Origin of the sequence: Microbacterium sp. bgisy203 (assembly GCF_965345155.1) — a bacterium.
Classification (GTDB): Bacteria; Actinomycetota; Actinomycetes; order Actinomycetales; family Microbacteriaceae; genus Microbacterium.
Map to the genome: position 1 here is coordinate 371,160 of NZ_CBDRLZ010000003.1, position 16,551 is coordinate 387,710.

The following is a 16,551-nucleotide window of genomic DNA, read 5'->3' on the forward strand; positions in this document are numbered from 1 at the left end:
GGATCCTCAGCCGACGGCGAGGAGCACGCCGGCGACGAGCGCGAGCGCGAGTCCCACCCACTGCGCAGGGACGAGTCGTTCGTGCAGCACGAGCGCCGCGAGGATGACCGTGCCGGCCGGATAGAGCGCGGTGAGCGCCGCGACGACCGACAGGCTCTCTCCGGCTCGCAGCGCCGCGAACAGCAGAGCGTTGGCAGATGCAACGGCGAGCCCGCAGGCGACCGTGAGGACGACGGCGGTGCGCAGTGGCCCTGGATCAGGTTCGACGCCCTCGACCGGGGGCCGCAGGGCACCCGATCGCGTCTGGCCGGCGCGAACGGCGAGGGCGACGATGACGAGCGCGACGGAGCCGGTGAGGATGGCGCTGAGTGCCCGCCCTGCCGCGAGGGGCGCAAGCCCTGCAGCCGGTGAGATCTGGTCGAGGAGGATGACGAAGGCTCCGATGCCGAGCCCCGCCCCGACGGCCATCGCGAGAGCCCGGAACGAGGGACGCGGGCGCGCTCGGCCCGGCAGGAACGCGACGAGCACGATCGCGACGACCGCGAGGGCGAGCCCCGCGAGCGCCCCGGCGCCGAGGGGTGCGCCGCCGGTCGCCGCGTCCCACGCGACGGGGGCGAGGGCGGACACGACCGCGGTGATCGGGGAGAGCACGCTCATCGGCCCGAGGGCGAGGCAGCCGTAAAGCAACGAGATGGCGATCGCGGCCGCGACGCCGGAGAGGGCGCCCCACACGAGGTCCGCGGACGTGGGCGTCCCGCCGGCGACGAGCAGGAGCGCGGCGAGAAGCGCCGTGCCGGCGGCGGCCGAGATCGATGTCACGACCACCGCGCGGAGCCGTTGTGCGGCCAGTCCCCCGAGGAAGTCCGCGGAGCCGTAGACGAGCGCGCCGACGAACGCGAGAGCGGCGGGGACCATGGCGTGAGCCTATCCGGCGGGCGGACTCATGACTTCCAGATGCGCATCGCGCAAATTGCTAGCTAAGCTAGCGATATGACCTCTCGCGTTCGCTCGTCGTCCACGCCCTCGCGGTGGCTTCGCATCGGCATCCCGGTGCTCCTCATCCTCATCTGGCTGGTCGGCGGGTCGATCGGCGGGCCGTACTTCGGCAAGGTCGACGAGGTCGCCACGAACGACCAGTCGAGCTTCCTGCCGTCCTCGGCGGAGTCGACGCAGGTGCAGGAGCGGCTGGCCGACTTCACCGGCGGCGACACGATCCCCGCCGTCGTCGTGATTACGGGAGACGGCGCGCTCACGGAGGCACAGCTCGCCGACGTCACCGACCTCGCCGACACGATCGGCGCCGTCGAGGGGGTGGGGGAGATCTCGCCCGCGCTGCCGTCCGACGACGGAGAGGCCGTGCAGCTGTTCGTCCCGATCGAGTCGTCGGGCGACGTCGGGGAGACGGTCGAGGCGGTGCGCGGGAGCATCGCCGAGAACCTGCCGGACGGCCTGGATGCCTGGGTCACGGGCCCCGCCGGCTTCACCGCCGACCTCGTCGCCGGATTCCTCGGCATCGACGGGCTGCTCCTCGCCGTCGCCCTCGGCGCGGTGTTCGTAATCCTGGTGATCGTCTACCGCTCGCCGCTCCTGCCGATCCTCGTGCTCATGACCTCGACGTTCGCGCTCTGCGTCGCGCTCCTCACCGTGTGGTGGCTCGCGAAGGCGGGGGTGTTCGTCCTCAACGGGCAGGTGCAGGGCATCCTCTTCATCCTCGTGATCGGCGCCGCGACCGACTACGCGCTCCTCTACGTCGCACGCTACCGCGAGGCGATCGCGCGCGGGAAGACGAGGTGGGACTCGACGCTGAGCGCCTGGCGCGGCGCGTTCGAGCCGATCGTCGCGGCAGGCGGTACCGTCATCGCCGGGCTCCTGTGCCTGTTGCTGAGCGACCTCGCGACGAACCGGGCGCTCGGCCCCATCGCCTCGATCGGCATCGTCTTCGCCGTGCTCTCGGCCCTCACCTTCCTTCCGGCGCTCCTCGCGATCTTCGGGCGCGCGGCCTTCTGGCCGTTCATTCCGGAAGCCGCGGACTTCCGCGACACGGGGGATGCCGCAGAGGCGCTGGTCGAGAACCCGGATGCCCCGGTGAAGGGTTTCTGGGCGCGTCAGGCGCGCCTCATCGCCCGGCACGCGCGCCCGGTGTGGATCATCACGACGGTCGTGCTGCTCGCGGCATCCGCGGGTGTTCTGCAACTGAAGGCCGACGGCGTGCCGCAGAGCGACCTCGTGCTCGGCGCGTCGGAGGCGCGCGACGGGCAGGACGTCCTCGCCGATCACTTCCCGGCGGGCTCCGGAAGCCCCGCCTACGTCATCGTGCCCGAGGACCGGGTCGCGGATGCCGTGGGCGTGCTCGACGAGGCCGACGGTATCGACAGCGTCGCGGCGGTCTCGCAGGATGCGCTCTCGGGCCAGCTGGAGGTGACCGTCGAGGACGGGGCCCCGGTCTACACGCAGGCCGGCCCTCCCGGAACCCCGGCGGCCGAGCCCACGGTCTCTGACGGCGACGTGCTGCTCGTGGCGACCCTGAGCGACGAGGCCGACTCGCTTGCCGCCGAGGACACGATCCGCGACCTCCGCACGAGGTTCTCCGACGAGCTCGGTGAGGGCACGGCGCTCGTGGGCGGGCCGACCGCGATCGACGTCGACACCAACGACACCTCGATCCGCGATCGGACCGTGATCATCCCGGTGATCCTGGCCGTGATCCTCGTGATCCTCATGCTGCTGCTGCGCTCGATCCTCGCGCCGGTGCTGCTGACCGCGAGCGTCATCCTCTCGTTCGGGGCGGCGCTGGGAGTCAGCGCCCTGGTCTTCGACCACGTTCTCGATTTCCCGGGCGCAGACCCCGCGGTGCCGCTTTACGGATTCGTCTTCCTCGTCGCGCTCGGCGTCGACTACAACATCTTCCTGATGTCGCGCGTGCGGGAGGAGTCGCTGCGTCACGGCACGCGCCCCGGCATCCTGCGCGGACTCGTCGCCACCGGCGGCGTCATCACGTCGGCGGGGCTCGTCCTCGCCGCGACGTTCGCGGCGCTCGGGGTCATCCCGATCCTGTTCCTCGCGCAGCTGGCGTTCATCGTCGCCTTCGGGGTGCTGCTCGACACGTTCGTCGTGCGTTCTCTGCTCGTGCCGGCGCTGTCGTACGACATCGGGCGTGCGATCTGGTGGCCGTCGCGCCTGTCGAAGCCGGGGATCCCGACGGTGGAGGCGCACGCCGCGCTGCACGCGCCTGTGCACGCCTCTTCGACGCCGGACGTTCAGAACTCCGGAGATGCGGCTCCCGAGAAGGCGACACGCCGGTCCCTGCGCCGCGCACGCACCGGATCTCCGGAGGTGTGAACACCGCGCGCCGCGCACGGGAGCCGATAGCCTCGGAGCATGACCAGAGCCCTCTTCATCGTCGACGTGCAGAACGACTTCACCGAGGGCGGCGCACTCGGCGTCGCGGGAGGTGACGCGGTCGCCGCGGGCATCACCGCTCACCTCGCCGCGCACGCGGGGGAGTACGACCTCATCGTCGCATCGCGTGACTGGCACGACCCGGACTCCGACAACGGCGGGCACATCGCCCTCGAGGGAACCCCCGACTTCGTGGACACCTGGCCCGTGCACTGCATCGCCGGCACCGAGGGGGCCGCCTACGACCCGGAGCTCGACACCTCCGCCGTCACCGCCGAGGTCAAGAAGGGGCAAGGGAAGCCCGCCTACTCCCTGTTCGAGGGCACGACCGAGGAGGGGAAGACGGTCGCCGAGCTCCTCGCCGAGCACGCCGTCACCGACGTCGACGTGACCGGCATCGCGACCGACTACTGCGTCCGCGCGTCGGCGCTGGATGCCGTGGCCGCAGGTCTGCAGGTGCGGGTTCTCACCGATCTCATCGCGGGGGTGGCGCCCGAATCGTCCGAGGCTGCGCTCGCCGAACTCGCCGCCGCCGGCGCGGACGTGGAGGCATCCGCATGAGCGCTCAGGCCGGTTGGTACCCCGACCCGTCCGATCCGGCACGCCAGCGCTGGTGGGACGGCGCCCAGTGGACGGCGCATGCCTGCCCCGTCCCTCCCGCGACCGAGTCCGTGCCCGCTGCGCCACCGTCGCCTCTGGTCACGGCTCCCGAGCCGACACCCGACGTGCGGCCGGCGCCCCGGTACGGCGAGTACGCCCCAGCGGCCCCGGCACCCGCGCCCCCTGCGGCACCCGCGCCCCCTGCGGCACCCGCGCCCCCTGCGGCCACCGTCCCGGGGGCCGTCGCCCATCCCGGCGGGGCGGGATATCCCGCAGCCCCGTCTTATCCCGTGGCACCGTCCTATCCCGTGGCACCGGCCTATGCGCCCGCGGCGCCGAAGGCCGATGTCGACACCAACACCGTGTGGGTGTGGCTCGCGATCGCGGCGAGCATCGTGCCGTTCTTCAGCATCTTCCTGATCGACTGGAACGAGTACATCGACATCCTCGTCCGCTCGGCGAGCGATCCGAGGGCGACCTCCGACGTTCTGCAGTGGCAGGTGGCCTCGCTCTGGATCTCGTTCATCAGCTGGGGAGCGATCGCCGCGTTCATCGTGTTCTCCTGGCTCGACTGGCGAGAGCTCCGCCGGCGCGGCGTCGTGCAGCCCTTCCACTGGGCGTGGTCGTTCTTCGCGCTCGCGAGCCCCGGCGCCGCCGTCTACATGATCGGCCGCGCCGTCGTGCTCCGCCGTCGCACCGTGGCGGGAGGCTGGACGCCGCTATGGGTCTGGATCGGGGGAACCGTCATCGGCACCGTCGTGGTCGTCATCTGGGCCGTCAACCTCGCCGGAACGATCATCACGCGCATCGGCGGACTGTACGCGTGACGCAGGTGCTCCGGTACGCGGCCTTCGCGACGTCGGCGGGCGGCGGGAACCCGGCCGGCGTGGTGCTCGATGCGGGGGCGATGACGGATGCCGAGATGCAGCGCGTCGCCGCCGACGTCGATTTCGCCGAGACCGCGTTCGTCACGGGGGAGACCGCTGACGGGGCGGTGGCGATCCGCTACTTCTCGCCGATCGCCGAGGTCCCCTTCTGCGGACACGCGACCATCGCGACCGCCGTGGCGCTCGCCGAGCGGGGACGAGCGGATGCCGCCGGTGCGATCCGCTTCGCGACGCCGGTCGGGCCTGTGGACATCGCCGTGTCGACGGATGCCGGGGGCGTCCGGGCCGCGTTCACGAGCGTCGCTCCGCGGGTGAGCGACCTGCCCGGCGCCGACCTCGACGGCATCCTCACGCTCGTGGGGCTGGATCAGGACGCGCTCGATGATGCATTGCCACCTCGCCTCGCGGATGCTGGAAACCCGCACCCCGTGATCGTCCTCGAGGATCGCGACGTGTTCGACGGGTTCACGTTCGACCCCGATGCCGTCCGCGCTCTGATGGATGAGCGGGGCTGGCCCGCGACGATCACCCTCGCGCACCGCCTCGCGCGAGGTCGCTTCGCCGCCCGGAACCTCTTCCCCGTGGGCCGTATCACGGAGGATCCCGCAACCGGCTCCGCAGCGGCCGCCTTCGGCGCCTATCTGCGCGACCTCGGCGCGGTGCCGGTGCCCGGCCGCATCATCATCGAGCAGGGTGCCCACGTCGGACGACCGGGTGAGCTGACGGTCGACATCCCCGCGGAGGGCGGCATCGTCGTGTCGGGCTACGCCGTGGCGATGGAGTGACCCTGCGGCACTGATCCCCTTTCTCACGTCGCAGCGTGAGTCACGCGCACCTTGTGTCGACACCAGGGAGCATCTATCGTTTATCGATATCTGAACAACGATAAACGAGAGGAACGCGCATGGGGTCTTCGCTCATCGGGGTGACGAAAGCACTGATCGTTCTCCTGTTCGCCGCACTGGTGGGGTGTCAGACGCTGCTGGTCCCGATGATCGCTGCGGGCCTCGCGCGGACGGCGCCGGAGTTCTCCGAGCTCCAGGTCCCCGGCATCCTGCTCGTCGCCGCGCTGCTGGCGAGCGGCCAGGTCATCCTCGTGTGCGTCTGGAGGCTTCTGACGTTCGTCTTCCACGACACCGTCTTCGCCCCGCAGTCGTTCCGCTGGGTCGACGCGATCATCGCCTCCCTCGTCGTCGCCGGGGTCATCGTCGTCGTCGGGATGACGGTGATCAGCGACGCGCAAGCCGGCAGCCCGTTCCTTGCCCTCATGGGGATGCTGGCGCTCATCACCCTCGCCGGCCTCGCCCTCGTGGTGTTCGTCATGCGCGGGCTTCTCGTGCAGGCGACGTCGCTCCGTCAGGAGATGGCGGAGGTGGTGTGATGCCGATCATCGTCGACCTCGACGTCGAACTCGCCCGCAAGAAGATGAGTGTCTCCGACCTCGCCGTCGCCATCGGCATCACGCCCGTCAACGTCTCGGTGCTCAAGAACGGGCGTGCGAAGGCGGTGCGGTTCACGACGCTCGACGCGATCTGTCGCGTCTTGGGCTGCCAGCCCGGCGACATCCTCCGGTGGGAACCGGACGTCGTTGAGGCGCCGGCAGGCTCACGGGCGTGACGCCGGAGCCGGTGCGATCGCGATTTCTGCGCCGTCGTCGCTGGTCTCCGGCGGCCGGACATCGCCACCACAGGGTAGGAGGTGCGCCTCCGTCCGGAACGCGGGCGCGACAACGCCTGTACGTGACTTGGTAGGCTGGTGGAGCCCCTATAGCTCAGTTGGTTAGAGCAACGGACTTCAACACAATAAAGATGGAGCGCCGGCGTCGAAATACGTCGGATGACCGCCGCTATATGCTGGGACGCCCTGAGAGCCCGAGGTACTCGCCGGATTCATTCCGGCAGTGACAATCCGAGGGATTGGGTAATCAGCAGGTAACCGCCAGGGAACCTCAGAGACTACACGCGGCGCACCTGACCGGCTCGGCCGAAGGTGAAGATATAGTCCAGACTGCAAGCCGTATCGGTGGCTGGGGAAAGCCCAGTGCAGCAGGTTAATCCGTGGGTCCAGGGTTCGAGCCCCTGTGGGGGCACCACCGCGAGTGTCGGTAGGTCCTGATAGTCAGGAGCTATGCCGACCGCACCCAGCGACAGCGTGACGCCGTCGACGACTGTTTCGCCACAGACTTCCAAACGATGCTCCATGTGCAAAATCCAGAAGCCGTGCGCAGCATTCAACCGAAAGCGCGCCCGCACCGACGGTTTGCAGGAAGCATGTCGCGACTGCAATCGCGAAGCCTCGCGACGCTACTACGCGGAAAACCGTGAGAAGCACGTGCGCACAATCGTCGAACGGACAGCCAGACGTCGACGGGAGCTCAAGGCGTTCCTTGCGGAGTATCTCTTCCGGCATCCGTGCGTCGATTGTGGCACCGACGACATCCGAGTGCTTGACTTCGATCATCGTCCTGCCCTGAAGAAGCGGAAGGATGTCATGCGGATGGTCAAGGAAGGCTTCAGCCGCGTGGCCCCGGAAGCCGAGGTGGCGAAGTGCGACGTCCGATGTCGAAACTGCCACGCGATCGTGACGCTGGAGCGCGCGCCGGAGAACTAGCGGGTGCGCGCAAGGCTCGGCTCCATATGACGGACTGAAGTACGCCAGCGGCCGTCGGCATCGCGAGCCTAGCGCGCGCACGCGACAGCGGCCGCCGGCACCCCCGCGCCGACGGCCGCCCTACCCGCGTGATCGATCAGGCCGAAGGATCGATCAGCTCGCGGGCATCAACACCGTGTCGATGAGGTACACGGTGGCGTTCGCGGTCTGCACGCCGCCGCAGATGACCTTGGCGTCGTTCACCATCCAGTCATCCCCGGAGCCGGTGACGTTCACGTCGCCGCCCTGGAGGGTGGTGTGCATTCCGGCGATGTCGGACGGCTCGATCTGACCTTCGACGACGTGGTACGTGAGGATGTTCGTCAGCGTCGTGCTGTCGGTCTTGAGCGAGTCGATCGTGGCCGAGTCGATCTTCTTGAAGGCGTCGTCGACCGGCGCGAAGACGGTGTACTCGCCGCTGTTGAGCGTGTCGACGAGGTTCACGTCAGGGTTCAGCTGGCCGCTGACGGCCGCCGTGAGGGTCGTGAGCATGGGGTTGTTGGATGCCGCTACGGCGACAGGCTCCTGCGACATGCCCTCGATCGAGCCGGCGCCCGAGGGGACCGCCTCGGCGTAGTCGGCGCAGCCGGGGCCGACGAGGTTCGCCATCGCGTCGTCCGTCATGCCCTCGGGCGTCGCCGACGGACTGGACTCCTCGGTCATAGCGGGAGTGGTCGCCTCGGGCTCCGCAGACCCCGAGGAACACGCCGAGAGGGCGAAGGCTCCCGCGAGGGTCAGAGTGAGAGCGGCGGTGATCTTCTTCTTGCTGCTGAGCATGATTGCCTCCGATTGGTCGGAAGCCGCGGAGCGCGGCCTCGAGGGTTCTTCGGAGACCGGTCGGAATCGGATGGGGGAATTCTCGGATCGATCCGAAAACCCGCCCGCCTCGAACGACCCCTGACATCGACCCCCGACAGGGCGGGGCCAGGAACGGGGCGTCATGGAACTCATCATCATCGGCCTGCTGGGCGGACTCATCACCGGGATCTCGCCGTGCATCCTGCCGGTGCTGCCGGTCATCTTCCTCACCGGCGGCGCCCAGTCAGCGCGCTTCGAGAGTGCGGATGCCGGGGCTCCCGCGCCCGCCCGCCGCAGCCGCCCGTACCTCGTGATCGCCGGTCTCGTCGTGAGCTTCACCCTCGTGACGCTCGTCGGCTCGCTCCTCCTCGGGCTCCTCAACCTCCCGCAGGACGTCATCCGCTGGGTCGGCATCGCGGTGCTCGTCCTCATCGGCGTGGGCCTGCTGATCCCGAAGGTCGAGGAGCTCCTCGAGAAGCCCTTCCAGTGGATCCCGCGCAAAGAGGTCGCCAACGGCGGCAGCGGGTTCGGTGTCGGCCTCGCCCTCGGGGCGGTGTTCGTGCCGTGCGCCGGGCCTGTCCTCGCGGCGATCATCGTCGCGGGCGCGACCGGACGGATCGGACTCGACACGGTGCTGCTGACGGCATCCTTCGCAATCGGCGTCGCGATCCCGCTCCTCGTGTTCGCCCTCGCCGGGCGCGGCGTCGTCGAGCGCATCCGTGCGTTCCGCACGCGCGAGCGGGGTCTGCGCATCGCTGCGGGCGTCGCGATGCTCGCGCTCGCCGTCGGGCTGCTCTTCAACGTCCCGCAGCAGCTCCAGCGCCTTCTGCCCGACTACACCGCGCAGCTGCAGCAGGACCTCACCGACAACGAGCAGGCCGCGAAGGCTCTGAATCTCGGCGGCATCGTCACCGACGAGAACCGCGAGCTCGACAACTGCACGAACGGTGCCGAACAGCTCGAATCATGCGGCACCGCCCCCGAGATCCGCGGCATCGAGAGCTGGCTGAACACGCCGGACGGCGCGGGCGTGCAACTCGCCGACCTCCGCGGCAAGGTCGTGCTCATCGACTTCTGGGCGTACTCCTGCATCAACTGCCAGCGCTCGATCCCGCACGTCGTCGCGTGGGACGAGGCGTACCGCGACGCGGGGCTGGACGTCATCGGCATCCACTCGCCCGAGTACGCGTTCGAGAAGGATGCCGGGAACGTCGCCGCGGGAGCGGAGGACTTCGGCATCACCTATCCCGTCGCGCTCGACAACGCGCTTTCCACGTGGACCGCCTACCGCAACCGCTACTGGCCGGCGTACTACCTGATCGACGCGTCCGGCACCGTGCGGCACATCTCCTTCGGCGAGGGCAACTACGCCGCGACCGAGAAGATGATCCGCGAGCTCCTCGAAGACGCGAACCCCAGTGTCGCCCTTCCTCCCGCGACCGACGTCGCCGACGAGACCCCGCAGAACGGTTCGACGACGCCCGAGACCTTCCTTGGATCGGGCAAAGACGTCAACTTCGCCGGGCCGGACGCCTACCGTGCGGGCGAGCGCACCTACGCCTTTCCCGCCGAACAGGCCGGGGACACGTTCGCGCTCGAGGGCCCGTGGCGGGTCGAAACCCAGTTCGCGACGCCCTCCGGCGAGAGCCCTGCCGGCATCCGCCTGCACTACCGGGCGGGCGAGGTGCGCATGGTGATGGCCGGGAGCGGCCAGGTGCAGGTGACGGATGCCGACGGTGCCCGCACGCGCATCGAGGTCTCCGGCACGCCGCGGTCGTACGAGGTCGTGGCGCCGGGCGGCAATCGCGACGGCACCCTCACGGTCGAGGTCGCACCGGGCGTGGAGGTCTACTCGTTCACCTTCGGATGACGGATGCCGAGGCGCCGCCGGTCGAGCGCTGCGCGACAATGATCGGGGGATGAGGCATGCTGGGGGAGATGGTCATCGATGGCGTGGATGTGACGGAAGATCCGGACGGGGACTCGCCGCCGCGCGACCACGCCGCGGAGTTGCTCGCCCGCATCGCCGCGCACGACCACGGCGCGTTCGCCGAGCTCTACGACATGCTCTCGGCGCGCGTCTTCGGCCTCATCCTGCGTGTCGTCGTCAACCGCGCCCAGAGCGAGGAGGTGCTGCAGGAGGTGTTCCTCGACGTGTGGCAATCCGCTGCGTCGTTCGCTCCGAACAAGGGGCAGGGGAGGACGTGGGTCATGACGATCGCGTATCGGCGGTCCGTCGACCGGGTGCGGTCGGCGCAGTCGAGCGCCGACCGTGACGAGCGGGCAGGGCTGCGAGAGCTGAACACACCGCAGGACGGGGTCGCCGAGCAGGTCGAACTGCGCGTCGAGAGCCGACGCGTCGCACGGGCGCTCGAGGCGCTGTCCGGCCCGCAGCGCGAAGCGCTGACCCTCGCCTACTTCGGCGGTTACAGTCAGAGCGAAATCGCGGCGCTCACCGCGACGCCGGTGGGAACGATCAAGACGAGAATGCGAGACGGACTCTCGCGACTGCGCCAGGAAATGGGGGTGACGCCGTGAACCACGACGAGTTCGCCGAGCTCTCGGCCGGGCACGCCCTCGGGGCGCTGTCGCCCGACGACGAGAAGGCCTACCGCGACGCCCTCGCGGCGCACCCTGAGTGGGAGCACATCGCGGGGATGGATGCCGAGACCGCGGCATCCCTCGCCGACGTCGTCGCGCCGGTCGCTCCCCCGCCCGAGCTGCGCGGGCGCCTGCGGGAGATGGTCGGCGCGCCTGTGGAGCCTGCCGCGCCTGTGGAGCCTGCAGAGGAGACACCCGACCCCGCCGGCGAGACCGCTCCCGAGACGGCCGAGCCGGCGCCGAACACGGAGATGATCCAGACGATCGAGCGCCGCAACTGGAGCCGAGGGCTGTTCGCGCTCGCGGCGTCCATCGTTCTGCTCGTGGGCATCGGCTGGGGCGCGGGGGCGCTGTCGCACCTGTGGCAGACGCCGGCGTCGGTCGTCGCGCTCGAAGAGATCCAACGTGCGCCGGATGCCTCGATCGCCGCCGCGACCTTCGACGGTGGCAGCGCCACGCTGCACTGGTCGGAGAGCGTCGGCAAGGTCGTGCTCGTCGCTGACGGGCTGCCCGCGATCGATGACGACCAGACGTTCGAGCTCTGGTACGTGCGCGATGACACGCCCATCCCGGCGGGGACCTTCGACGCGTCGGACGGCGCGAGCACGGCGGAACTCGCCGGCAGGATGGAGCCGGGCGACACGATCGCCGTCACGGTCGAGCAGGCCGGGGGGGCGCCCAGCGGTGTGCCCACGACGACGCCGATCGTGGCCGTCCCGACCGCCTGATCGGTCGCGGCACCGGGCCGCCCACGGCGCCCGCGGGTACCCTGGATGGATGACTGACGACCGCCGGGACTACCACAGGCCCGTCCAGCGGCCCGCGTCGACGTTCGACCGCCGCTTCGGATCGACCGACCCGGCGGAGGTGTCGCGCGCGGCGCACGCGACGGCCGCCGCGCTCCTCACCCGCGTGCGCGACGAACCCGAGGACGATGTCGTCGACCGACTCGTGACCTTCACCGACACGCACGGCATCGACACCCTCGCGGAGCTGTGGTCGCACTCGGCGGCCCTCTCGCTTCCGGGCGCTCTGTGGCGCCTGTACCTGTTGCAGCTCATGGTGCGCGACGATCCCGAGACCGCGGCGTACCTCTACGAGCGCGGCCGCGCGGCGCGCAACACGGTCGACGACGTCGTCGCGGGCGCTCCGACACCCGCCGGGCCCGAAGAGCTCATGGAGCTCGTCGACGTGATCCTCCGGGGCGTCTTCGTGGGCGATTTCGCCGTCGCGCTCGAGCGTGCGGCATCCTTCTGCCGGGTCGTCGCCGCCGGGGCCGCCGACCTCGCCGACGACTACGACGCGACCGAGCCCGAGCGGGCCGCCGTTTTCACGACCCGCGCCCTGCGCCTCGACACCTACGCCGGCGATCTCACGGCGAGTGCGGGGCTGTGGCGACGGGATCAGCTGCGCTGACGCGCGGATGCGGTGGCTGCAGAACGCCCGGAGTCTGCGGCCGCTGCGCGGCAGAGGCGTTCCGAGTCCCCGCACGAAAGTGCCGGGCCGCAGAACGCCTCTCGGCGCGAGGCCGCTCGGAGCGGCGAAAGATGGAGCCCGGGGTTACTGCGGCCCGGCTGAATCAGTGTAACAAGCGGTGCGGCCAGGTTCATTCCCGGGCGTAGGCTCGGCACATGGTCTGGTACGGCGCGCTCATGATCGATCCGGCGGACGACGGCGAGCAGCGCGCCGACTGGACCGACACCTTCACGTCGCTCGACCCGGCTGCGCCCGCCCTCACCGTGGGAGAGCTGAGCACCCAGCGGGGCGACGGCATCTTCGAGTCGATCGGCGTCGTCGACGCCCACCCGCAAGAGGTCACGGCCCACCTCGAACGCCTCGCGCACTCGGCGCGCCTCTGCGAACTCCCCGCCCCCAACCTCGACCAGTGGCGCGCGGCGATCGAGGCTGCTGCCGCGCACTGCGGGCCGGGGGAGGCGGTGATCAAGCTCATCCTCAGCCGCGGCGTCGAGCACGGCCCCGCACCGACCGCCTGGGTGACGGCGGCTGCGGCATCCGACTTCCATCGTGCGCGTACCGAGGGCGTCCGCGCCGTGACGCTCGACCGCGGGTACGCCATCGACGTACCCGCCCGGGCTCCGTGGCTGCTCCTCGGCGCCAAGACGCTGTCGTACGCCGTCAACATGGCGGCCCTGCGTGAAGCGAAGCGCCGCGGCGCCGACGACGCGATCTTCCTCTCGAGCGACGGGTACGTCCTCGAGGCGCCGACCGCGTCGCTCATCGTCCGCCGCGGCGACACGTTCCTGACGCCCGCGCCGAACGGCGGCATCCTGCACGGCACGACGCAGCTCAGCCTGTTCGAGCACCTGTCGGAACGAGGGTTCGTCGTGGGCTACGACACGATCCCCGCCGCGGCCCTCGCGGACGTCGACGCGGCGTGGCTCGTCTCGAGCATCCGGCTCGCCGCTCCGCTCACCGCGATCGACGACACGTCACTCCCGACGGATGCCGAGTTCACGGCATCCCTCAACGCCTACCTCCTGAGCCCGCGCGACTGACCTCACCCGCCCGCCCGGGCTCGCCCCGTCTCCTGACGTAACTGCAAGGCTTCGTGGCCGACACGCCGGTGTCGAGCGGCACCCCGCGGCGTGTCGCCCCTGATCCCTTGCACTTCGGTTCGCACTCACGGCCGCGCGCCTCCCAACGTGCGGAGCGCCCCGAGGATCGCCGCCTCCACGAGTTCCCAGTCGTGCACGACCATCGCGTAGTCGAAGCGCAGTGTCATGTATCCCCACAGTGCGGCGTGAGCGTCGCGGACGAGGTCCTTATGCCGGTGGGGTGCGGAGTTGTGGCCTTCGACACCGTCGGTCTCGACGAGCAGCCGGTCGCCGATCAACGCGTCGACGACACCGACGCTCGCGATGCTCCGCTGTGTCCGCACACGCAGCCCGTGACGCCTCAGACGCCAGCGCAGCAATGATTCGAGACCGCTGTCGGCGTCGTCCCGCGCGAGCGTCAGAGCCTCGCGCATCACCGCGTTTGATCGCTTCCGCAGCCACCGCAACCCCTCCTCGGTGATCATGCGCTGCCGGAGCGCTGACTCCAGAACGACGAAGAACTCCTCGACGCCGACGCAGCGGAAGATCTGGCAGAGAATGCGGGGCACGCTCGGTGTCGCGCCGGCATCGCCGCGCGGGCCGTCATCCCAGTGCTCGACGCATCCGCATCCGGTGTCGTGGTAGCGGCGTTGCCCGTCGCACATCCACACGTGGGGCGCACCCGGAGGGGAGAGCGTCCACAGCCCGAGGTGCCGTGCAGCGGTGAGGCATCCGACACGTCCGCCGTGTGCGGCGACCGCCCGGATCGCCGGGCACGTCGCGGGTGTCGTGTAGACACCGCGCCGGGCCCGATGGATCGTTCCGGCATCCACCATCTGTCGCAACGCCTGTCCACTCACCCCGCTCCGGCGCAGACGCGCCGTCGTCACGATCTCTCCGCGTTCGCACATGCCCATACCGTGCCCGCACCGCACACATGGCGGGCGGCGCGAGGTGGCATCCGTGGACAAATCCGCCGATTCGCCGCCTGTGGAGGAGTCGATGGCGCGAGGGCGGGTCGGACCGAACTGCAAGGTCAGGCGCGCGACACGCCGGGGCATGCCGAGACACACCCGGCGTGTCGACCACGAAGCCTTGCAGTTACGACTTCCGCCCGCCGGCCGCCGCCGGCCGCCCCCGCCTCACCCGAAGCGGCCGGAGACGTAGTCCTCGGTGGCCTGCACGGACGGCGTCGTGAAGATCGTGTTGGTGTCGTCGTACTCGATGAGCTTGCCGGGCTTGCCGGTGCCGGCGATGTTGAAGAACGCGGTCTTGTCCGAGACGCGGGATGCCTGCTGCATGTTGTGCGTCACGATGACGATCGTGTACTCCTGCTTGAGCTCCTGGATGAGCTCCTCGATCGCGAACGTCGAGATCGGGTCGAGGGCCGAACAGGGCTCGTCCATGAGGAGCACGTCGGGGGAGACCGCGATCGCGCGCGCGATGCACAGGCGCTGCTGCTGGCCGCCGGAGAGGCCCGAGCCCGGCTTGTCGAGGCGGTCCTTGACCTCGTTCCAGAGGTTCGCACCCTTCAGTGACTTCTCGACGAGCGTGTCGGCGTCGCTCTTCGAGATGCGCTTGTTGTTGAGCTTCACCCCCGCGAGGACGTTCTCCTTGATCGACATCGTCGGGAACGGGTTCGGGCGCTGGAAGACCATCCCCACCTGGCGGCGCACGAGCACAGGGTCGACGCCCTGGCCGTACAGGTCGTCGCCGTCGAGGAGCACCTCGCCCTCGACGCGGGCGCCGGGGATGACCTCGTGCATGCGGTTGAGGGTGCGCAGGAAGGTCGACTTGCCGCAGCCGGACGGCCCGATGAAGGCTGTGACGCTCCGGGGCTGGATCTCGAGGGACACGCCCTCGACGGCGAGGAAGTCGCCGTAGTACACGTTGAGGTCGTTGACTTCGATGCTCTTGGACACGAGGTTCCTTCGGGGTGTTCCGGGTTCGGGCGGGCGCGGGCTCAGCGGCCGGTCTTCGGGGCGAACAGCTTCGCGACCAGGCGTGCGATGAGGTTGAGCGCCATGACGATGAGGATGAGGGTGAGGGCGGCGGCCCACGCGCGCTCGACGTACGCCTCGGGAGGGATGCCCTTGTAGGCGTACTGCGAGTAGATGAACACCGGCAGGGTCTGCATGCGCCCGTCGAAGAGGTTCATGTTCATCGCGTCGGTGAACCCCGCGGTCACCAGCAGCGGGGCCGTCTCGCCGATGACGCGGGCGATCGCGAGCATGACGCCGGTCGTGATGCCGGCGATCGAGGTCGGCAGCACGACCTTCGCGATCGTCAGCCACTTGGGGACGCCCAGTGCATAGGATGCCTCGCGCAGCTCGTTCGGGACCAGTCGCAGCATCTCTTCGCTCGAACGGACGACGACGGGGGTCATGAGCACCGACAGCGCGATCGCGCCCGCGAGCCCCATGCGCACGCCCGGTCCGAAGATGAGCGCGAACAGCGCGTAGGCGAACAGACCCGCGACGATCGAGGGGATGCCGGTCATCACGTCGACGAGGAAGGTGATCGCCCGGGCCAGGCGCGAGTTCTGTCCGTACTCGATGAGGTAGATCGCCGTCATGAGCCCGATGGGGATCGAGATGATCGCGGCGGCCCCGGTGACCAGGACGGTGCCCCAGATCGCATGGACGGCGCCGCCGCCCTCGCCGAGGACGCCGCGCATCGAGCTCGAGAAGAACGTGCCGTCGAAGCGCGCGAGACCGTTGGAGATGACCGTCCACGCGACGGAGACGAGCGGCACCATCGCGATCGCGAAGGCACTCGACACGATGCCGGTGATGAGCCGGTCGAACGCGCGGCGGCTTCCTTCCACGATGCGAGAGACGACGTAGATCAGCACGAGGAATGCGATCACCGAGACGACGATCCAGCCGGCGATCGAGAACTCACTGCCCGAGGCGGCGGAGAGGACACCGAAGACGGCGCCGAACACGGCGAGCGAGCCGACCAGGAGCGCCCACGGCGCCCAGCGCGCGAGGTGGCCGCTGGTGAGCGAGACGTGCGTGCGCGTCGCGGAGGGTCGCGTCGGGGCGGGTGCGGTGGTCATG

Annotated in this window: 17 protein-coding genes and 1 pseudogene; 13 read left to right on the forward strand and 5 right to left on the reverse strand. The window is 69.9% G+C overall.

The features are described from left to right. Positions 1-6 precede the first annotated feature (6 nt). The gene (locus ACRVYW_RS07600) at positions 7-915 is read right to left on the reverse strand and encodes an EamA/RhaT family transporter (protein ID WP_431803242.1); all 909 of its coding nucleotides are present in this window, start codon (positions 913-915) and stop codon (positions 7-9) included. 75 nt (positions 916-990) lie between these two features. Here ACRVYW_RS07600 and ACRVYW_RS07605 point away from each other — a divergent pair, with 75 nt between their 5' ends. The 8 genes and pseudogenes from ACRVYW_RS07605 (at position 991) to ACRVYW_RS07640 (ending at position 7,496) form a co-directional block, all read left to right on the forward strand. Continuing rightward, the gene (locus ACRVYW_RS07605) at positions 991-3,339 is read left to right on the forward strand and encodes an MMPL family transporter (protein ID WP_431803244.1); all 2,349 of its coding nucleotides are present in this window, start codon (positions 991-993) and stop codon (positions 3,337-3,339) included. A 39-nt stretch (positions 3,340-3,378) separates the two neighbouring features. Then, entirely contained in the window at positions 3,379-3,960 is a 582-nt protein-coding gene (locus tag ACRVYW_RS07610; protein WP_431803246.1) for an isochorismatase family protein, read from the forward strand. After that, positions 3,957-4,052 (forward strand): annotated as a pseudogene (locus tag ACRVYW_RS07615) (DUF2510 domain-containing protein); the annotation flags it as partial. The gene ACRVYW_RS07610 and the pseudogene ACRVYW_RS07615, both read left to right, overlap by 4 nt. Before the next feature lie 255 nt (positions 4,053-4,307). Further along, positions 4,308-4,826, forward strand: a complete 519-nt coding sequence (locus tag ACRVYW_RS07620; RefSeq protein ID WP_431803349.1) for a hypothetical protein — start codon at positions 4,308-4,310, stop codon at positions 4,824-4,826. Further along, positions 4,823-5,671, forward strand: a complete 849-nt coding sequence (locus ACRVYW_RS07625; protein ID WP_431803248.1) for a PhzF family phenazine biosynthesis protein — start codon at positions 4,823-4,825, stop codon at positions 5,669-5,671. The genes ACRVYW_RS07620 and ACRVYW_RS07625 overlap by 4 nt, the downstream gene beginning before the upstream one ends. Before the next feature lie 119 nt (positions 5,672-5,790). Beyond that, positions 5,791-6,267: a DUF2975 domain-containing protein gene (locus ACRVYW_RS07630; protein WP_431803250.1), complete on the forward strand. Its 477-nt coding sequence runs from the start codon at positions 5,791-5,793 to the stop codon at positions 6,265-6,267. Further along, entirely contained in the window at positions 6,267-6,503 is a 237-nt protein-coding gene (locus tag ACRVYW_RS07635) for a helix-turn-helix domain-containing protein (RefSeq protein ID WP_431803252.1), read from the forward strand. The genes ACRVYW_RS07630 and ACRVYW_RS07635 overlap by 1 nt, the downstream gene beginning before the upstream one ends. 510 nt (positions 6,504-7,013) lie before the next feature. Further along, entirely contained in the window at positions 7,014-7,496 is a 483-nt protein-coding gene (locus ACRVYW_RS07640; protein ID WP_431803254.1) for a hypothetical protein, read from the forward strand. Positions 7,497-7,649: 153 nt separating this feature from the next. Here ACRVYW_RS07640 and ACRVYW_RS07645 read toward each other — a convergent pair whose 3' ends face one another. After that, positions 7,650-8,312, reverse strand: a complete 663-nt coding sequence (locus ACRVYW_RS07645; RefSeq protein WP_431803256.1) for a fasciclin domain-containing protein — start codon at positions 8,310-8,312, stop codon at positions 7,650-7,652. A gap of 163 nt (positions 8,313-8,475) precedes the next feature. On the opposite strand from ACRVYW_RS07645, the gene ACRVYW_RS07650 reads away from it, so the two are divergent. The 5 genes from ACRVYW_RS07650 to ACRVYW_RS07670 all read left to right on the forward strand — a co-directional run bounded on the left by ACRVYW_RS07650 (position 8,476) and on the right by ACRVYW_RS07670 (position 13,450). Continuing rightward, positions 8,476-10,203, forward strand: coding sequence for a cytochrome c biogenesis protein CcdA (locus ACRVYW_RS07650; protein ID WP_431803258.1), 1,728 nt, complete (start codon positions 8,476-8,478; stop codon positions 10,201-10,203). Between the two features lie 56 nt (positions 10,204-10,259). After that, positions 10,260-10,871, forward strand: coding sequence for an ECF RNA polymerase sigma factor SigK (gene sigK, locus ACRVYW_RS07655; protein WP_431803260.1), 612 nt, complete (start codon positions 10,260-10,262; stop codon positions 10,869-10,871). Next, complete coding sequence (locus tag ACRVYW_RS07660) at positions 10,868-11,662, forward strand: anti-sigma factor (protein WP_431803262.1); 795 nt, start codon at positions 10,868-10,870, stop codon at positions 11,660-11,662. The genes sigK and ACRVYW_RS07660 overlap by 4 nt, the downstream gene beginning before the upstream one ends. Before the next feature lie 49 nt (positions 11,663-11,711). Further along, positions 11,712-12,350, forward strand: a complete 639-nt coding sequence (locus ACRVYW_RS07665) for a DNA-directed RNA polymerase subunit beta (protein ID WP_431803264.1) — start codon at positions 11,712-11,714, stop codon at positions 12,348-12,350. Positions 12,351-12,565: 215 nt separating this feature from the next. Beyond that, a complete protein-coding gene (locus tag ACRVYW_RS07670; RefSeq protein ID WP_431803266.1) occupies positions 12,566-13,450 on the forward strand; it encodes an aminodeoxychorismate lyase in 885 nt (294 codons plus the stop codon). Between the two features lie 125 nt (positions 13,451-13,575). Here the strand turns inward: ACRVYW_RS07670 and ACRVYW_RS07675 are convergent, their stop codons facing one another. The 3 genes from ACRVYW_RS07675 to pstA all read right to left on the reverse strand — a co-directional run bounded on the left by ACRVYW_RS07675 (position 13,576) and on the right by pstA (position 16,550). Further along, the gene (locus tag ACRVYW_RS07675; protein ID WP_431803268.1) at positions 13,576-14,400 is read right to left on the reverse strand and encodes a DUF559 domain-containing protein; all 825 of its coding nucleotides are present in this window, start codon (positions 14,398-14,400) and stop codon (positions 13,576-13,578) included. Between the two features lie 231 nt (positions 14,401-14,631). Continuing rightward, the gene (gene pstB, locus ACRVYW_RS07680; protein ID WP_431803270.1) at positions 14,632-15,411 is read right to left on the reverse strand and encodes a phosphate ABC transporter ATP-binding protein PstB; all 780 of its coding nucleotides are present in this window, start codon (positions 15,409-15,411) and stop codon (positions 14,632-14,634) included. A 41-nt stretch (positions 15,412-15,452) separates the two neighbouring features. Beyond that, positions 15,453-16,550 (reverse strand): phosphate ABC transporter permease PstA, encoded by a 1,098-nt coding sequence (gene pstA, locus ACRVYW_RS07685; protein ID WP_431803272.1) that lies wholly within the window; start codon positions 16,548-16,550, stop codon positions 15,453-15,455. Position 16,551: the final 1 nt, after the last annotated feature.